Origin of the sequence: Bacillus pacificus, from assembly GCF_020861345.1 — a bacterium.
GTDB classification, from domain to species: Bacteria; Bacillota; Bacilli; order Bacillales; family Bacillaceae_G; genus Bacillus_A; species Bacillus_A pacificus.
The window spans coordinates 2,353,058-2,370,715 of record NZ_CP086328.1; the positions used below are offsets into that span (position 1 = coordinate 2,353,058).

At 35.7% G+C, this 17,658-nt stretch carries 15 protein-coding genes and 3 other annotated features; of the genes, 13 read left to right on the plus strand and 2 right to left on the minus strand.

From position 1 onward, the window contains the following. Positions 1-55: 55 nt before the first annotated feature. On the plus strand, positions 56-1,612 hold the full coding sequence (entB, locus tag LMD38_RS12280) for a cell wall-binding protein EntB (RefSeq protein WP_228920330.1): 1,557 nt from the start codon (positions 56-58) through the stop codon (positions 1,610-1,612). A 51-nt stretch (positions 1,613-1,663) separates the two neighbouring features. Here entB and LMD38_RS12285 read toward each other — a convergent pair whose 3' ends face one another. After that, a complete protein-coding gene (locus LMD38_RS12285; RefSeq protein WP_062822472.1) occupies positions 1,664-2,182 on the minus strand; it encodes a kinase in 519 nt (172 codons plus the stop codon). 102 nt (positions 2,183-2,284) lie between these two features. On the opposite strand from LMD38_RS12285, the gene LMD38_RS12290 reads away from it, so the two are divergent. Genes LMD38_RS12290 through LMD38_RS12305 form a run of 4 tightly spaced genes read left to right on the plus strand, consistent with a single transcriptional unit; the run spans position 2,285 to position 4,233 of the window. Beyond that, a complete protein-coding gene (locus tag LMD38_RS12290) occupies positions 2,285-2,590 on the plus strand; it encodes a YfzA family protein (protein ID WP_000398605.1) in 306 nt (101 codons plus the stop codon). A 13-nt stretch (positions 2,591-2,603) separates the two neighbouring features. After that, the gene (locus LMD38_RS12295; protein WP_061182370.1) at positions 2,604-3,152 is read left to right on the plus strand and encodes a GNAT family N-acetyltransferase; all 549 of its coding nucleotides are present in this window, start codon (positions 2,604-2,606) and stop codon (positions 3,150-3,152) included. A 5-nt stretch (positions 3,153-3,157) separates the two neighbouring features. Beyond that, complete coding sequence (locus LMD38_RS12300) at positions 3,158-3,706, plus strand: isochorismatase family protein (protein WP_014893633.1); 549 nt, start codon at positions 3,158-3,160, stop codon at positions 3,704-3,706. Then, positions 3,703-4,233: a cysteine hydrolase family protein gene (locus LMD38_RS12305; protein ID WP_041184760.1), complete on the plus strand. Its 531-nt coding sequence runs from the start codon at positions 3,703-3,705 to the stop codon at positions 4,231-4,233. The genes LMD38_RS12300 and LMD38_RS12305 overlap by 4 nt, the downstream gene beginning before the upstream one ends. Before the next feature lie 342 nt (positions 4,234-4,575). On the opposite strand, the gene LMD38_RS12310 is transcribed toward LMD38_RS12305, so the two are convergent. Beyond that, the gene (locus LMD38_RS12310; RefSeq protein ID WP_001013099.1) at positions 4,576-5,013 is read right to left on the minus strand and encodes a YndM family protein; all 438 of its coding nucleotides are present in this window, start codon (positions 5,011-5,013) and stop codon (positions 4,576-4,578) included. Positions 5,014-5,163: 150 nt separating this feature from the next. Between LMD38_RS12310 and LMD38_RS12315 the strand changes: the two genes are divergently transcribed. The 8 genes from LMD38_RS12315 (at position 5,164) to LMD38_RS12350 (ending at position 17,637) form a co-directional block, all read left to right on the plus strand. Beyond that, complete coding sequence (locus LMD38_RS12315) at positions 5,164-8,679, plus strand: DUF4020 domain-containing protein (RefSeq protein ID WP_073530550.1); 3,516 nt, start codon at positions 5,164-5,166, stop codon at positions 8,677-8,679. A 108-nt stretch (positions 8,680-8,787) separates the two neighbouring features. Continuing rightward, positions 8,788-9,024: a binding site (T-box leader), on the plus strand. Positions 9,025-9,078: 54 nt separating this feature from the next. Then, positions 9,079-9,314: a binding site (T-box leader), on the plus strand. Between the two features lie 195 nt (positions 9,315-9,509). Beyond that, entirely contained in the window at positions 9,510-10,586 is a 1,077-nt protein-coding gene (locus LMD38_RS12320; RefSeq protein ID WP_001273581.1) for a bifunctional 3-deoxy-7-phosphoheptulonate synthase/chorismate mutase, read from the plus strand. A gap of 9 nt (positions 10,587-10,595) precedes the next feature. After that, positions 10,596-10,812, plus strand: a binding site (T-box leader). A gap of 53 nt (positions 10,813-10,865) precedes the next feature. Beyond that, positions 10,866-12,038, plus strand: a complete 1,173-nt coding sequence (gene aroC / locus LMD38_RS12325) for a chorismate synthase (RefSeq protein ID WP_061183029.1) — start codon at positions 10,866-10,868, stop codon at positions 12,036-12,038. A gap of 18 nt (positions 12,039-12,056) precedes the next feature. Continuing rightward, positions 12,057-13,157 (plus strand): histidinol-phosphate transaminase, encoded by a 1,101-nt coding sequence (gene hisC / locus LMD38_RS12330; protein WP_061183030.1) that lies wholly within the window; start codon positions 12,057-12,059, stop codon positions 13,155-13,157. After that, complete coding sequence (gene tyrA / locus LMD38_RS12335; protein WP_016717784.1) at positions 13,150-14,250, plus strand: prephenate dehydrogenase; 1,101 nt, start codon at positions 13,150-13,152, stop codon at positions 14,248-14,250. Before hisC ends, tyrA begins: the two co-directional genes overlap by 8 nt. 16 nt (positions 14,251-14,266) lie before the next feature. Further along, positions 14,267-15,556: a 3-phosphoshikimate 1-carboxyvinyltransferase gene (aroA, locus tag LMD38_RS12340; RefSeq protein WP_061183031.1), complete on the plus strand. Its 1,290-nt coding sequence runs from the start codon at positions 14,267-14,269 to the stop codon at positions 15,554-15,556. A gap of 136 nt (positions 15,557-15,692) precedes the next feature. Next, on the plus strand, positions 15,693-16,850 hold the full coding sequence (locus tag LMD38_RS12345; protein ID WP_001100979.1) for a GNAT family N-acetyltransferase: 1,158 nt from the start codon (positions 15,693-15,695) through the stop codon (positions 16,848-16,850). Positions 16,851-17,070: 220 nt separating this feature from the next. Further along, positions 17,071-17,637 carry a TetR/AcrR family transcriptional regulator gene (locus LMD38_RS12350; RefSeq protein ID WP_001107304.1) on the plus strand — a complete coding sequence of 189 codons (567 nt, stop codon included), beginning with the start codon at positions 17,071-17,073 and terminating at the stop codon, positions 17,635-17,637. Positions 17,638-17,658 lie beyond the last annotated feature (21 nt).

Below are 17,658 nucleotides of genomic sequence, written 5' to 3' on the forward strand. Positions count from 1 at the left end.
CCATGAATTTATGGAAGCATTTGATAGAATTCAAAAAAATATAATGGAGGCTCATATGAAAAAAGTAATTGGCGCAGCAACAGCAACTGTTTTCGGATTGGGAGCATTTACTACAACTGCTACCGCAGAAACGATCGTAACAGCAGATGTACTCAACGTACGTGAAAAACCGACTACGGAATCAAAAGTTGTAGAAAAGGTAAAAAATGGGCAAGAATTAAAAGTCATCAATACTGAAGATGGCTGGTCAAAAATTGAGTTGAATGGTAAAGAAGTATTTGTAAGCTCGGAGTTTACAAAAGATATTTACCATGTAACAGCAAATTTATTAAATGTTCGTACGGAAGCAAACACAGAATCAAAAATTCTTGGCAGACTGAAAAAAGATGATGTAATTGAATCAACGAACCAAGTAAAAGATGGATGGCTACAATTTGAGTATAAAGGAAAAACAGCTTATGTAAATGTTTCTTTCTTATCTAGTACAGCACCAGTTGAAAAAAAGGCTGACGAGAAAACGAAGCAAGTAGCGAAAGTGCAAAAAATGGTTAAAGCTAAGGAAGAAGCTAAAACACAGAAGGTAACAAAGGCAAAAGAAACAATTAAACCTAAGGAAGAAGAGAAAGTACAAGAAGTAGTAAAGCCTAAGGAAGAAGAGAAAGTACAAGAAGTAGCAAAACCTAAGGAAGAAGCAAAAGTACAAGAAGTAGCAAAACCTAAGGAAGAAGAGAAAGTACAAGAAGTAGTAAAGCCTAAGGAAGAAGAGAAAGTACAAGAAGTAGCAAAACCTAAGGAAGAAGAGAAAGTACAAGAAGTAGTAAAGCCTAAGGAAGAAGAGAAAGTACAAGAAGTAGTAAAGCCTAAGGAAGAAGAGAAAGTACAAGAAGTAGCAAAACCTAAGGAAGAAGAGAAAGTACAAGAAGTAGCAAAACCTAAGGAGGAAGAGAAAGTACAAGAGGTAGCAAAACCTAAGGAAGAAGCAAAAGTACAAGAAGTAGTAAAACCTAAGGAAGAAGCGAAAGTACAAGAAGAAGCGAAGGCTCAAGAAATAGCAAAGGCTAAAGAAGAAGCAAAAGCGCAAGAAATAGCGAAGGCTAAAGAAGAAGAGAAAGCACGAGAAATAGCTAAGGCCAAGGAAGAAGCAAAAGCGCAAGAAATAGCGAAGGCTAAAGAAGAAGAGAAAGCACGAGAAATAGCCAAAGCTAAGGAAGAGGCGAAAGCACGAGAAATAGCTAAGGCTAAGGAAGAAGCAAAAGCCCGAGAAGCAATAAAGGCAAAAGAAGAGTCTAAAAATAACACGCAGTCCGCTAAACGTGAATTAACAGTGGTGGCGACAGCATATACTGCTGATCCAAGTGAAAATGGTACATATGGTGGACGCGTTTTAACTGCGATGGGGCATGATTTAACGGCTAATCCGAATATGAGAATTATTGCAGTTGACCCGAAAGTAATTCCTTTAGGATCTAAAGTATGGGTAGAAGGTTATGGAGAAGCAATCGCTGGAGATACCGGAAGTGCAATTAAAGGTAATCGCATTGATGTTTTAATGGGCTCAAAAAGTAAAGCTATGAATTGGGGAAGACAAACTGTTAAAGTGAAAATTTTATAATAAATCTAGAATATAACATAATGAAAATAAGACCGACATATTCTGTCGGTCTTATTTTCGTACCATAATATCATTAAGAATCACATCAAATATATCTTTTTGCGTGAAGTGATCTGTAAAAATAGTTTCCCTAGCAACTTCAATTGTATCGTGCGGATTATACCATTTTTCTAGGGAATCCTCACCAAATTCATGCCTTTTTTCCCTTGTGTTATGTCGTCGAATCGTTTCTTTTAACGATAAATCAAAGTAATATGTATACGCGTTTCCTTCAAAAAAATGTATTAATTCTTTCAGCATAGCACCGTATCTTCGACTGTTTAAAATCCCTTCTAAAATAACAAGTTCACATTTTCCTTTTCCATACTTTGTAATTTCACATAGTAAATCATGTGATAAATTCCCCATCGTATCGTGTACTCTAAGCATATCTCTACGTACAACATCTTGTGATACTAAAAGTGTCCCTTGTCCGAAATATTCTTGTAGTTGCTTTGCGATTGTTGTTTTACCACTTGCGGAGTTTCCTCTAAGAATGATTAATGTTGATTTATGTATAGGATTAGACATAGTGAATTCCCCCAGCATGAATGATTATATAGAAAATTTTAACAAATTAAACGTAGAAAGTGTATAATTAATAAGGATGCAAATAAAAAAGGTGGGGGTTAAATGGAAGGTAAATTAAATAGGGCGCAGCCGATTTGGAAACGGACATGGTTTCGCTATCTAGGGGCATTTATAATTTTACAATTACTGTTTATTATTTGTGAAGTAACTGCATGGGCACCAAACTTTAGACCTGGCGGAGAATTTTTTAATAGAGTATTAAATTCTCAATTTTTCACAGAATGGTTCACGCCATATAAAATCCCTCAATTTAATGTGTTTACAGCATTTTTTGCGATTACATTGTTACCATACGCATTAATAGGTGCAATGAAAGATTTCACAAAAAGGAAAAATATAAATAATTAAAAAGAGGTATTATATGCTATTTCAAAAAGATAATGTATCGGTTCGGTACGTAAAAGAAGAGGATGCACCAATCATTTCAAAATGGTTAACAGAACCAGAAGTCCTGCAATATTACGAAGGACGAGATAATCCGCAATCTGTAGAAATGGTACTGGATCATTTCATACATAATCCAAACAGTTATGAAAAAAGATGTTTAATAGAGTTTGATACCACTCCAATTGGTTACATACAAATGTACCCCATTGATTCTGAATGGAAAACATTATATGGCTATGAAGAATCACAATATGTATGGGGAATGGATCAATTTATCGGAGAGCCGACTTATTGGGGAAAAGGCATTGGAACGAAACTCGTTCAGACAGCAATTACATATATTATGGAGAACACGGGGGCAGAAGCCATTGCAATGGACCCGAAAGTAAATAATGAACGTGCAATAAAGTGTTATGAAAAATGTGGATTTACAAAGGTAAAGGTTTTAAAAGAACATGAACTGCATGAAGGGGTATTAGAAGATTGTTGGATGATGGAATATAAACGTATAGAGGATAGGTGATAGAAGTGAAGGCGCTACTTGTATTAGATATGCAGAAGGGGATTTTAGAGTGCAAGGATTTTTCTGTTGAAAAAGAGTTCATTGCAAATGTTTTAAAACAATTTAAAGCGGAGAATGAACCTATTATTTTCTTAAAACACCGAGATGATAATCCAGAAAGTACATTGTATTATGAATCAACTGGAAGTGAATTGGTAGAAGAATATACCAGGTTTGCGGATTATATAGCCGAGAAGACAACACCTAGTGCGTTTAAAGATACAAGTGTTGAAGATATATTAACGAAACATAAAGTTGATCATGTTGTTATCGTTGGATTTAATACGGAATTTTGTTGTTTATTTACAAGTATCGCTGCTTTTGAAAAAGGCTATAAAGTTACGCTTATTGAAGATGCGACGGGAACCGCTAACGATGAAGAAGTATACGAAATGCCTGGATTAGATATAAAGGATTTCGTTGGATCAATCTTGAATTGGTCCAATGTAATTGAAGTACTGTATTATGATGAATATGTAGAGGCCTATACAAACAAAGGGAGCTGCGCGAAATGAAAAAAGCATTAATCGTAATCGATGTGCAAGCAGGTATGTATACAGCAGGAATGCCAGTACATAATGGGGAAAAGTTTTTAGAAATATTGCAAGAGCTTATTGGAGAATGCCGTTCAAATGATATTCCGGTAATTTATGTGCAACATAACGGACCGAAAGATCATCCGTTAGAAAAGGGTACAGAGGGGTGGAAGATTCATAAGGCAATCGCTCCACTAGAAGGGGATTGTGTTGTTGAAAAAACGACCCCAGATTCATTCCACAAGACGGACCTAAAAGAAGTATTGCAAGACAAGGGAATCGATCATGTTATCATTTCAGGAATGCAAACGCAGTATTGTGTGGATACGACAACTCGCAGGGCGTTTAGTGAAGGGTATAAAGTAACGTTAGTGAGCGATGCACATAGTACGTTTGATACAGAGGTGTTACGTGCTGAAGACATTGTGAAGCATCATAACGTAGTGTTTGGAGCGTTTGCTGATGTCATTACATTAAAAGATTTGAAAGAAACTGTCTCTAAATAAGAGGCAGTTTTTTATCCGACTTTAATGGGCAGTAAGACCCCCACCTCAAAATGCAGCGAAAGCAAAGAGGTTAGGTGGGGGATCAACTGTCCATAAAAGTCCGATTGGTGAGGGCTGATAATCAGTGGGGGATGAAGAAAACCCCCACTGATTAAAGTTTCACTTTATTAGAGGAAATCATGTCAAATAGTGTCGGTAAGTCGATATCCTTTGTCGAAACGTCGATATATTGAAATAATCGTTGATATATTTGAAAAAACGTCGATATAATTTCACGTACCATAATAAAAACACAAAAAAGGAGCACCACATAATTAAAAAGGGCGCTCCTGCATCAAAATATTACTTCTTCTTATCTTTATCCAATATATTCTGCTCTTCAGCAAACTCTGTACCATATGCAAAGCGGCGATTAATATGAATATTATCGTTGTGGTGCCTTGTGTGGGAGTTAGAGAAGCGATGAACGATTACTTCTGATAATGTGAAGACAATTGCGGAAAGGATGCTTCCCCATGCAATTTGCATATAGTTGTCTAATAAAATATTACCGAAAATCCATACGCTTAAATATGTTAGTAAGAAATCCGACATAATGGCACCAGTATTGCCGATTCGATTTAATATGATTTTATCAACGAACATATAAGATACGATTGTTACAAAGAGACTAAATGAAATAATTTGGACGAACGTTGCAGGGAAAAATAAAGCGAGTCCAATACTAAATGCGATAATGCACGATATAAACTTGATAAGCACTACAGTAAAACCATTCAATATTTACACCTCCGATTTATACATAGTTTTACAATAAATTTAGGAGTTCATACATTGTAACGAATATATTTATATAAAACTTTTTCATGTTCAATCTTTGTCTAAATATTAAAAAAACAAAGAAAAAATGTTATAGTAAAATGAGAGTATATGACATTTTTAGGTAAGGGGGAATCCTGGGTGTGGATTACTTCAGAAGTAGAAATTCCAGACGAGTTAATTGATCATCTTGAACAAGGAAAGTTAGTACTATTTGTTGGAGCGGGAGTTTCTATGAAAGGGAAATCAAACTTACCGAATTTTGATGATCTTGTTGATGAAATTGCGAAAACGTTATATGTAGAAAAACGTGAAATAACAGAACCACATGATTATTATCTTGGTAAAATTGCGAAATCAAAAGATGTACATCAAGTTGCAAGAGATCTAGTTCATATAGAAAAGTCAAAACCGAATCCGCTTCATTATGCAATTCCGAGGTTGTTTCCTTTAGACACGGAAGTTCGTATTGTAACGACAAATTTTGATCGACATTTTACAACTGCGATAAAAGAAATGAATAGAGAATTAAACGTATATTACGCACCTGCGTTACCTACAGGTAGAGCGTTTAAAGGACTCGCTTACATACATGGCAATATAGAACAAGAGAAAGAAGCATTAATTTTAACAGATGGTGATTTTGGAAGGGCTTACTTGACGGAAGGATGGGCGAGAAGATTTTTAGTTGATTTATTCTCGAATTATACCGTTTTGTTCGTTGGATATAGCCATAATGATCCAGTAATGAAATATTTAGCAACTGGTTTACCACCAAGTACAAGGCGTTATGCATTTGTCGCACAAGGAGAAAATACATATCATTGGGAGCATTTAGGAATACGGCCGATTGTATATCCGAATAAAGGTAATAATCATCAGTCGCTCGTTAAAGCAGTAAAACGATGGGCGGAGTTAATGGGTGATAATTATATTACAAAACGAATGCGCATTCGTGACATAGTAACAGTTCCACCTTCTGTAGAGCAGGAACAATTATCATACATAAAACAATCTATTAAAAAAATTGAAACAGTCCGCTACTTCGTTGAATTTGCTCATGATTATGAGTGGGTGGAATGGCTTGAAGCGGAAGGGAAATTACAAAATTTATTTTTAATTACATCAAATTATAACGAGGTAGATGAATTACTTGCAAAATGGTTAGTGGAACAATTTCTTTTTAGTCACCAAAAAGAATTATTTCAATTAATTTTTAAAAATCAATCTAAACTATCTCCGTTATTATGGAGAACAATTTGTAGTTACTTAAGTGAGACGAAAATCGAGATGGACCCATTGTTGTTTGCACGGTGGACACTGCTTTTATTAGAAACAGCTGAAAAAGATAGTAAATCGATCGAAACAATTTCTTACTTACTGCAAAAATGTTCTTTTCCTGAGCATAAAGAAATCGCTTTATTGTTATTAACGTTTATTTTGGACGGAAAACTTAAATTGAAGCGTGAAAGAAAGTGGGGAAATGATAATACGCAAGAATCAATAGAACTTGAGGAGTCGAGTCGTTTACCCGTGTCTACATTTTCTTATGTGGAGAAAATTTGGAATGAAAAGATGAAACCGCATATTTCTTATTACGCCGTTCCAATTATGATGATGGGAATAGAGAAGTTGCGGATGTTATCACTAAGGCAAACGGCACTGAAAAAAAGGGATAAGGAAAATGTGGAAAAAGAGTTTCAGCAAAATGATCTTGCGTTTTTAATTCAAATTGTAAAAGAGTGTTTAGCCTATTTATGTGAAAACAATGAGAAAAAAGCAAATTATTATATTACTGAAATGATAGAAGCAAGCAGCATACTTCAAAATCGAATTGCCATTGATGCGATGAATAAAAATATATTTGTAAGCGCCGATGAGAAGATGAAATGGTTGTTACAGGAAGAAATTCTTTTAGATGTCACGTATAAACAAGAAGTTTTTCAACTTATAAAAAATCATTACGCACTCTCTTTAGAAAAAACAAAGGAAGAAGTCATTCAAATTGTATTAAAGAACCTTGCAGAGGAGAGGGCATTTGATGTTTGTTTACTGTTAGATTTATTATTCACGTGTGATTCGAATAGCCCATCTACAGCAAAAGGTTATGAGTTAATGAAGCAAAAACATCCACACTTTCATTCTGATCGATACAGTGTAAAAAAGAGAGAGACGACAGAACAAAGTATTACTTGTAATGTAACTGCTGATGGATTATTACAGCTGAAAGATGAAGAAATTATGAAACAAGTTCGCCAATTCTCTCAAGATGGTGTGTTTGAACAACGTCATTTTTTAGAGATGTTATCGAAAGCATGTAAATTGAATACAGAATGGAGTATTTCATTTGCTTATCAATTAGTAGGTATGCACGAAATAAGTAATGAAGTTTGGTTTGTTTGTATTAGAGAGTGGCGAAATAACCGAGGACTGACAAATGAACAAATACAAAAAGTTATTCCTCTGTTGCAGAAATTCGTTAGAAATACTGCATTTCATTGGTTAATTAGTAGCTTTCTATATGAAATTAGCAATCGGTTAGAAGAGTTAGAGGAAAATAGTATACGCAATGTAAAACGGTTTGCTTTTTCAGTATTCCCTCAAGTAATGAAAAGTGACACGGATTTTAAGCTTGGAAAACAAGATTTTTACAATGAATCGATTCAGCATCCTGTTGGGAAAATGACAGCTGTATTATTAAAACTGTTATCATATGATCATTTATACGATCGTAATGTGTATGAATATTTATTTTTATTTGAAGAACAAGTAAGAATTAGTACAGAACGGACAAATTTTATGTTAGCGCGTTTAGTAGCGGATATTACATTTCTTTATCATATTGAGAAACAATGGTGCCGAAAATATTTGTTACCGTACTTAGAGTTAAAGAAGGAAAATGAGATTACGAAATATGCATGGGCCGGCTTATGTTACACGCAAATAAATTTACCTTTATTTACAGAAATGAAGCGATTTATTAAGTATGCAGTAGAACATTTAGAAGTATTACATCCGCATACGAGGGAAGCTTTCTTAAAATGGCTCAGTTTTGTATTTATTAAATGTGTACTGTATTGGGAACAAAAAACAGACTGGTTATACCCTTTACTTATACGAGAAAATGAAGAAAATAAAATTAAGTTTATGCAGTTTTTATGCTATTACGTCAAAACGTTAAGCGCAAAAGAGCAACAAAAATTTTGGGCAGCTTGGCTCAGTATATTTTTGCGAGAACGACCGAAAATGGGTGAAATCACAGCTAGAGAATATGTAATGCTTTTACGTATTATTTTATTTATGGATGAAATAGTAGAAAGAGGGTTATCGATAATTTGTAAATCATTTTCGGACGTAGGTGGAAAGGGAAATCAAACGGAGTTAAAACAGTTATTCAATGAAATACTTGAGAAGACAGAGAGTATAAAAATGTATAAAGAGTTGTATGCAAACGTATTTTTTACTTTACTGCAAACGCTTCAGGAAGCGGATTTACTTGAAACGGAAATCATTCAAATAAAAGAATTATTAATCGGGTATAAAGTAGAAAAATGTGTAATAAATGCAATAGATAATGAGATAATTCGCATCGGAATTGTTATGGAGAATTTACAAGAAGAAATGTAGGGCGAAAGTGGAATTTTAAAAAATATATAAAAAGTTGTTGACAGTGTTTTGAAAAGCGTTCTATAATACGAATCATACTTATTCAATTTCAAAAAACATTTGAATAAACAAAGTGCAATGAAGAGATCACAGTAGTGGTTAGTCTTACTGTAACAGAGAGCTGGTGGTTGGTGTGAACCAGTACAGGGATAATCATGAATTACAGTCTTGGAGCATCTTTTTCGTAGTAAAGATAGTATTGTCTTTATGAAGAAAAAGCGGTCAATTGATCGTTAACAGTGAAGAGAGGTAGACGGAAAGATAGTCTACAACTAGGGTGGTACCGCGATAAATATCGTCCCTACTGATTTATTCAGTAGGGACTTTTTGTATTTTAGTGGCCCAACTTGAAAATTAAATATGTATGCGTTGAAAGGAAAAGCAGTAGTTGTTGTTTCCCTGTAACAGAGAGCTGGTGGTTGGTGTGAACCAGTACAAAAACAAGAGCGAATTACAGTCCTAGAGCATCTTTTTCGTAGTAAAGATAGCATTGTCTTTATGAAGGGAAAGACGGTCAGATGATCGTTAACAATGAAGAGAGGTAGACGAAAGAAGTCTACAACTAGGGTGGTACCGCGATAAATATCGTCCCTACTGATTGAATCAGTAGGGATTTTTTGTACAAAAAAGTGGGTTTTTAATTAGTAGATAGTGTCTTTGTACTAATTATTAGTTTAAAATAAGAAGAGGGATCGATTCCACTTTAAATTTGTATAATTGACCAGTTCAGAAAATAGAGAATTTTTCATTCTCTCACTATAACTTTTAAAACATTAGAGGAGGATTTCCAAATGGCAAATCATGAATTAGATCAATTACGTAAACAGGTAGATGAAATTAACTTACAACTATTACACCTTTTAAACAAACGTGGTGAAATCGTTCAAAAAATTGGGGAGCAAAAGCAAGTACAAGGTACGAAACGTTTTGATCCAGTACGTGAGCGTGAAGTACTTGATATGATCGCAGAGAATAACGAAGGACCATTCGAAACATCAACGGTTCAACATATTTTCAAAACAATCTTCAAAGCTAGCTTAGAATTACAAGAAGATGATAACCGTAAAGCATTACTAGTATCACGTAAAAAGAAACAAGAAAACACAATTGTTGACGTAAAAGGTGAATTGATTGGTAACGGAACACAAACGTTCATTATGGGACCTTGTGCGGTAGAAAGCTTAGAGCAAGTTCGCCAAGTAGGGCAAGCGATGAAAGACCAAGGCTTAAAATTAATGCGCGGTGGTGCTTTCAAACCGAGAACATCTCCATACGATTTCCAAGGTTTAGGAGTAGAAGGATTACAAATCTTACGCCAAGTAGCAGATGAGTTCGACTTAGCGATTATTAGTGAAATTTTAAATCCGAACGATGTTGAAATGGCATTAGACTACGTTGATGTAATTCAAGTTGGTGCACGTAACATGCAAAACTTCGATTTACTACGAGCTGTAGGTAAAGTTAACAAGCCAGTATTATTAAAACGTGGATTAGCAGCAACAATTGATGAGTTCATTAATGCAGCGGAATACATCATTGCACAAGGTAACGACCAAATTATTCTTTGTGAGCGCGGTATCCGCACATACGAAAGAGCGACACGTAACACATTAGACATTTCAGCAGTACCGATTTTAAAGAAAGAAACACATTTACCAGTTGTTGTTGACGTAACGCATTCAACTGGACGTAGAGATTTATTATTACCAACAGCAAAAGCAGCACTTGCAATTGGCGCAGATGCAGTAATGGCTGAAGTACACCCAGACCCAGCAGTTGCATTATCAGATTCTGCACAACAAATGGATATTCCAGAATTCCATAAATTCATGGAAGAGTTAAAAGGATTCAAAAATAAATTATCTTAATTCCATATCATATATGCGCTGAAGAGGAAACAGTAGTGCTTATCTCCCTGTTAAAGAGAGCTGATGGTCGGTGTGAATCAGTACAAAGGTAAGCATGAATTACAGCCTTGGAGCATCTTTTTCGCCAAATTTTGGAGGAAAAGACGGTCTTACGATCGTTAAAGAAGAGAGGTAGACGAAAGAAGTCTATAACTAGGGTGGTACCGCGATAAACATCGTCCCTACTGAGCGCTCAGTAGGGACTTTTTTGTACAAAAAAATAGTAAAGGGGCAAGAGAAATGAGATACATTACAGCTGGAGAATCACATGGACCGCAGTTAACAGTTATTTTAGAAGGTGTACCAGCAGGTTTAACGCTGGCGGCGGAACATATAAATAAAGAATTATTAAGAAGGCAAAAAGGGCACGGACGCGGAAGACGTATGCAAATTGAAACGGATACAGTTGAAATTGTAAGTGGTGTTCGTCATGGGATGACACTTGGCTCACCAATTACGTTAATCGTAAAAAATGATGATTTCAAACATTGGACGAAAGTAATGGGGGCAGAGCCAATTTCGGAAAAAGAAAGTAAAGACATGAAACGTACAATTACGAAGCCACGTCCAGGACATGCGGATTTAAATGGAGCAATTAAATACGGTCACCGTGATATAAGAAACGTACTAGAGCGCTCGTCTGCAAGAGAAACGACAGTAAGGGTTGCAGCTGGAGCAGTTGCGAAACAAATTTTAAAAGAATTAGGCGTAGAAATTGCAGGGCATGTACTTGAAATCGGTGGAGTAAAAGCAAAACATATTTCTAACTTGTCAATTGAAGAAATTCAAACGATTACTGAAAACTCACCAGTTCGATGTTTAGATAAAGAAGTAGAACAAGAGATGATGAATGCAATTGATCATGCAAAAAGTAGCGGAGATTCAATAGGAGGCATTGTAGAAGTCATTGCAGAAGGAATGCCGATTGGCGTTGGTAGTTACGTTCATTACGATCGTAAATTAGATGCAAAACTTGCTGGTGCAATTATGAGCATTAATGCATTTAAAGGTGCTGAAATTGGCGTTGGTTTTGAAGCAGCAAGACATCCAGGAAGTAAAGTGCACGATGAAATTTTATGGGATGAAGAACAAGGATACACGAGAAAAACGAATAATGCCGGTGGTTTAGAAGGCGGTATGACAACGGGAATGCCAATTGTCGTAAGAGGTGTAATGAAACCAATACCTACATTATACAAACCGTTAGCAAGTGTTGATATTGATACGAAAGAAGCATTTCAAGCGAGTATTGAAAGGTCTGATAGCTGTGCAGTACCAGCAGCAGGTGTAGTAGCTGAATCCGTTGTAGCATGGGAACTTGCACATGCTCTAGTCGAACAATTCGGAAAAGATCGTATGGAGTTAATTCAACAAAACATTACGCAACATAATAAATACGCAAAAGAATTTTAATAAAAAGGTGGTTTTAACATGCAAGTAAAAGATCAACTATCATCATTACAACCATATAAACCAGGTAAATCACCTGAACAAATGAAAGAAGTGTACGGAGATCATGCATTTGTGAAATTAGCATCGAATGAAAATCCATTCGGCTGTTCACCACGTGTTTTAGATGAGTTGCAAAAATCGTGGTTGGATCATGCTTTATATCCTGACGGAGGTGCGACAACGCTCCGTCAAACAATTGCAAATAAATTACAAGTACAAATGGAACAAGTACTTTGCGGTAGTGGTTTAGATGAAGTCATTCAAATCATAAGTCGTGCAGCACTTAAAGCAGGAGATAACATCGTAACGGCAGGTGCAACATTCCCGCAGTACCGTCATCATGCGATTATTGAAGGCTGTGAAGTGAAAGAAGTTCCACTAAATAACGGTGTATACGATTTAGACGAAATTTCGTCAGCGGTAAATAATAATACGAAAATCGTATGGATTTGTAATCCAAATAATCCGACAGGCACATATGTGAATGACCGAAAATTGACTCAATTCATTGAAGGGATTAGTGAAAATACGTTAATTGTCATTGATGAAGCGTACTATGAATACGTAACAGCAAAAGATTTCCCAGAGACATTACCGCTTTTAGAAAAGCATAAAAATATTCTTGTGCTTAGAACATTTTCCAAAGCGTACGGATTAGCTTCTTTCCGCGTAGGATATGCGATTGGACAGGAAGAGTTAATTGAGAAATTAAATGTCGTACGTTTGCCATTTAACGTATCTTCATTAGCGCAAAAAGCAGCGACGATTGCTTTTGGTGATGACGAGTTTATTGAAGAAATAGTTCGTGTAAATACAGAAGGATTACAACAATACGAGAGCTTTTGTAAGGAAAATGATATTCCATTTTATCCATCGCAAACAAATTTCATCTTCTTACCAGTTGAGAATACTGGAGAGATTTATGAAGCTTGTGCACATGCAGGATTTATTATTCGGCCGTTCCCAAATGGTGTCCGTATTACAGTCGGAACAAGGGAGCAAAATGAAGGAGTGATTTCAGTGTTAAAACAACACTTTGAAAATAAAAAAAGAAAGTCTCGAGATGAGGCAAATGCGTAAGAAGGTAGTATTAATTGGAACTGGTTTAATCGGAGGCTCTCTCGCATTAGCAATTAAGAAAGAGCACGATGTAACGATAACAGGTTATGATATATTTCAAGAACAAGTAGAGCGTGCAAAAGAATTACACGTAGTAGATGAAATAGCAGTAAATTTACAACATGCATGTGAAGAGGCACATCTAATTATTTTTGCTTCTCCAGTTGAAGAAACGAAGAAGTTATTACACAAATTAGCGTCATTTCGTTTACGAGAAGATGTTATCGTAACCGATGTTGGTAGTACAAAAGGAACAATTATGAATGAAGCGGAAGCTTTGTTTTCAAAGGAAATTTCTTTCATTGGTGGACATCCGATGGCAGGTTCTCATAAAACGGGCGTTGAAAGTGCAAAAGCGCATTTATTTGAAAATGCATTTTACATTTTAACACCGATGCATCACGTGCCAAATGAAGATGTGGAAGAGTTGAAAGATTGGTTAAAAGGAACAGGGTCACATTTCCTTGTTTTAAACACAGAAGAACACGATTATGTAACAGGAATTGTAAGTCATTTCCCGCATCTTATTGCAGCTGGATTAGTAAAGCAAGTGGAGAAACATGCAGGAGATAATCCGCTCATTCATCAGCTAGCTGCTGGAGGTTTCAAAGACATTACACGTATCGCATCTAGTAGTCCGAAAATGTGGAGTGATATTGTTAAGCAAAATCGAGAGCATTTAATGGTATTATTAAAAGAGTGGATCTCTGAAATGGAAGATTTATATGATACAGTTTCTAGCGGAGATGCAGGCGAGATTCAAAGCTATTTTGCAGACGCGAAAGAATACCGTGACTCTTTACCGGTAAGAAAGAGAGGGGCGATTCCTGCCTATCACGACTTATACGTCGATGTTTTAGATAAAGTAGGGGCATTGGCTCACATTACAAGTATTTTAGCGCGCGAAGAAATTAGTATTACGAACTTGCAAATATTAGAAGCGCGTGAAGGATTACTTGGAGTATTACGTATTAGCTTCCAAAGAGAAGAAGATCGTATGCAAGCGAAACTCGCACTTGGAGAAGAAAAATACCAAACTTATGAAACAATTTAAATGAGAAGGTGAAAACGTGAAGGAAAGAACAATTCAACCTGTTACTAACGGATTAAATGGCAACATTACAATTCCAGGAGATAAATCAATTTCTCACCGTGCTGTCATGTTCGGTGCGATTGCAGAAGGAAAAACAACAATTAAAGGTTTCTTGCCCGGTGCAGATTGTTTAAGTACAATTTCTTGTTTTAAAGAAATGGGAGTAGACATCGTGCAAAACGGTGATGAAGTCACTGTAGTTGGTAAAGGATTAGAAGGTTTACAAGAACCGAAAGCTGTATTAGATGTTGGTAATTCGGGTACAACTATACGTTTAATGTCAGGAATTTTGGCAAATACACCATTTTTCTCTTGCGTACAAGGTGATGCATCTATTGCAAAAAGACCGATGAAACGTGTAACAAATCCATTAAAACAAATGGGTGCGAACATTGATGGGCGCGAAGAAGGAACGTTTACACCGCTAACAATACGTGGTGGAGATTTAAAAGCAATTGAATACACTTCGCCGGTAGCAAGCGCACAAGTAAAGTCAGCTATTTTACTTGCAGGACTTCGTGCAGAAGGTGTAACAGCTGTTACAGAACCACATATTTCACGCGATCATACGGAAAGAATGCTCGAAGCATTTGGCGTTAAAGTAACTCGCGAAGGAAAGACAGTGAAACTAGCAGGTGGACAAAAGTTAACAGCGACAGATGTTCAAGTACCAGGTGACGTATCATCAGCTGCATTTTTCTTAGTAGCAGGTGCAATTATTCCAAATAGTAAACTAGTATTACAAAATGTAGGAATGAATCCAACTCGTACAGGTATTATTGATGTTTTAGAGAAAATGGGTGCTACGTTCACTGTAGAGCCAATTAACGAAGGAGCATCAGAACCAGCTGCAAACATTACAATTGAAACATCTTCATTAAAAGGAATCGAAATCGGCGGAGATATTATCCCTAGATTAATTGATGAAATTCCTGTTATCGCTTTAGCGGCAACGCAAGCAGAAGGAATTACAGTAATTAAAGATGCACACGAATTAAAAGTAAAAGAAACGAACCGTATTGATACAGTCGTAGCGGAATTAACAAAACTTGGTGCTCGCATAGAGGCAACTGACGACGGGATGATTATTTACGGGAAATCAGCTCTAAAAGGTAATACAGTTAATAGCTATGGTGATCACCGCATCGGAATGATGCTTGCGATTGCGGGATGTATTGCAAAAGGAAAAACAACAATTGAAGATGCAGAAGCAGTTGGTGTATCATACCCTACATTCTTCGAAGAACTTCAAAAGTTAGCTAAATAAAGTGATGAGAAGCAGATACGAGATGTATCTGCTTTTTCATATTGGATGTTTGTTAATAAGCTAGTATAATTTCATTCACCGAACTGTAACGTTTAGAATTATGGTACAATTCAAATAAAGGAGGGAGGAGAAATATATGAATGTTATACGATTAACAGAAGATAAATTTAGAGAAGCATTACGCTTATCAGAATACGCTTTTCAATATAAAGTTGAAGAGGATCGATTGCAGCAGCAACTTACAAGAATGAAGGAAAGTCATGAAGTGTACGGTATTATGGAAGGTAATGACTTAGCGGCAAAACTACACCTTATTCCGTTTCATATATACATAGGAAAAGAAAAATTTAAAATGGGTGGCGTTGCAGGGGTAGCAACGTATCCAGAGTATAGAAGAAGCGGATATGTGAAAGAATTACTTCAACATTCACTTCAAACGATGAAAAAAGACGGATATACAGTATCGATGTTACATCCATTTGCTGTTGCATTTTACCGTAAATATGGCTGGGAACTTTGTGCGAATCTTCTTGTATGTCATATGACAAAGAGTGATTTAGTTATGAAAAAACAAGTGAATGGTACTGTGAAACGTTTCAATAAAGAAAATCACTCAGAAGAAGTCGAGAAGCTTTATGAAACATTTGCAGAACGTTTTTCTGGTATGCTAGTTCGCAATGAAAAATGGTGGTTACAAGCAGTTTATGATGATTTAACATTAGCAATTTACTACGATGAAAATAAAACTGCAGCAGGTTACATGTTATATAAAATAGAAAAATCTAAAATGACTGTAGAAGAATTCGTACCACTGCATAATGAAGCACGAAATGGTCTATGGAACTTTATTTGCCAACATGATTCTATGATTAAAGAACTTGAAATGACAGTAAGTGAAAACGAACAGTTGTTATATACATTGCAAGAACCACGTGTGAAAACAGAAATAAAACCATATTTTATGGGAAGAATTGTAGATGTAGAGCAGTTCTTAAAACAGTATGAGTTAAACTGGAACAATATACAACAAGAAATAATTTTACATATTACAGATTCATTTGCACCGTGGAATAATGTATCGGTGAGACTTGCAAATTATGAAATAACAATTATAGAAGAACCAATGGATAAAGGGATCAAGCTAGATATAAATGCACTATCTACAATATTGCTTGGATACAAACGCCCATTAGAACTAAATGAACTTGAATTAATTAACGGAAGCGAAGAGGAAATACGAGCGTTTGAGAAAATAGTTCCGGTACGAGAAGCCTTTATTTATGATTTCTTTTAAAAAATAGGGCTGTCCAAAATCAAATTTTGGGACAGCTTTCTCTTTGGGTGTTGGTTTTTGTCGGTAAGTTGATATATCCTGAAAATCGCTGATATAATTTTATTCACAAATAAGGGAATAAAATTACAACTATACGTAGTCACACACTTGACTTTTATTTTCTGTAATTTATAATTAAAAACGGAATGAATTTTCATTCCTGAAAATAGAGGTGGAAAAAATGGCTAAAAACAAACAAGAGGATATTTTTGATGCTGCCATGCAACTTTTTGCGGAGCGTGGTTACGATGGTACGACAATTCCAATGATCGCTGAAAAGGCAAAAGTCGGTGCGGGTACTATTTATCGCTATTTTGAAAATAAAGAGGCGCTTGTTAACTCATTATTTTCAAAAAGTATGTTACAGCTTTCTGAAATGATAAAAACGGATTTTCCTGTTGAAGCAAATATTCGTGAACAGTTTAGTCATACGTATAACCGTTTATTTGAATTTGCGAGAAATAATGTGGATGCTTTTCTGTTTACAAATTCTCACTGTGATAGTTATTTTCTTGATGAACAAAGCAAGAAAATATTTGATGATTTTATAGGCTTCTTTATGAATATTATAGAAGATGGGATTGTAAAAGGCTTACTCCGTCCGTTACCTCCAGTTGCTTTAATTATTATTGTATATCAACCGTTAGAAAAATTAATTAAAGTAATTGCAACAGGGCAATTAGAGTACTCAAAAGAATTAGTAAAAGAATTGGAAGAAAGCTCTTGGAACGCTATAAGAATCATTTGATTCTATAGCTTTATAAGGACA

Excerpts from the sequence above, each read along its gene's own strand:
- entB (WP_228920330.1), top strand. The coding sequence starts at position 56 with ATGAAAAAAGTAATTGGCGCAGCAACAGCAACTGTTTTCGGATTGGGA.
- LMD38_RS12285 (WP_062822472.1), bottom strand. The coding sequence starts at position 2,182 with ATGTCTAATCCTATACATAAATCAACATTAATCATTCTTAGAGGAAAC.
- LMD38_RS12290 (WP_000398605.1), top strand. The coding sequence starts at position 2,285 with ATGGAAGGTAAATTAAATAGGGCGCAGCCGATTTGGAAACGGACATGG.
- LMD38_RS12295 (WP_061182370.1), top strand. The coding sequence starts at position 2,604 with ATGCTATTTCAAAAAGATAATGTATCGGTTCGGTACGTAAAAGAAGAG.
- LMD38_RS12305 (WP_041184760.1), top strand. The coding sequence starts at position 3,703 with ATGAAAAAAGCATTAATCGTAATCGATGTGCAAGCAGGTATGTATACA.
- LMD38_RS12315 (WP_073530550.1), top strand. The coding sequence starts at position 5,164 with ATGACATTTTTAGGTAAGGGGGAATCCTGGGTGTGGATTACTTCAGAA.
- LMD38_RS12320 (WP_001273581.1), top strand. The coding sequence starts at position 9,510 with ATGGCAAATCATGAATTAGATCAATTACGTAAACAGGTAGATGAAATT.
- aroC (WP_061183029.1), top strand. The coding sequence starts at position 10,866 with ATGAGATACATTACAGCTGGAGAATCACATGGACCGCAGTTAACAGTT.
- hisC (WP_061183030.1), top strand. The coding sequence starts at position 12,057 with ATGCAAGTAAAAGATCAACTATCATCATTACAACCATATAAACCAGGT.
- tyrA (WP_016717784.1), top strand. The coding sequence starts at position 13,150 with ATGCGTAAGAAGGTAGTATTAATTGGAACTGGTTTAATCGGAGGCTCT.
- LMD38_RS12345 (WP_001100979.1), top strand. The coding sequence starts at position 15,693 with ATGAATGTTATACGATTAACAGAAGATAAATTTAGAGAAGCATTACGC.
- LMD38_RS12350 (WP_001107304.1), top strand. The coding sequence starts at position 17,071 with ATGGCTAAAAACAAACAAGAGGATATTTTTGATGCTGCCATGCAACTT.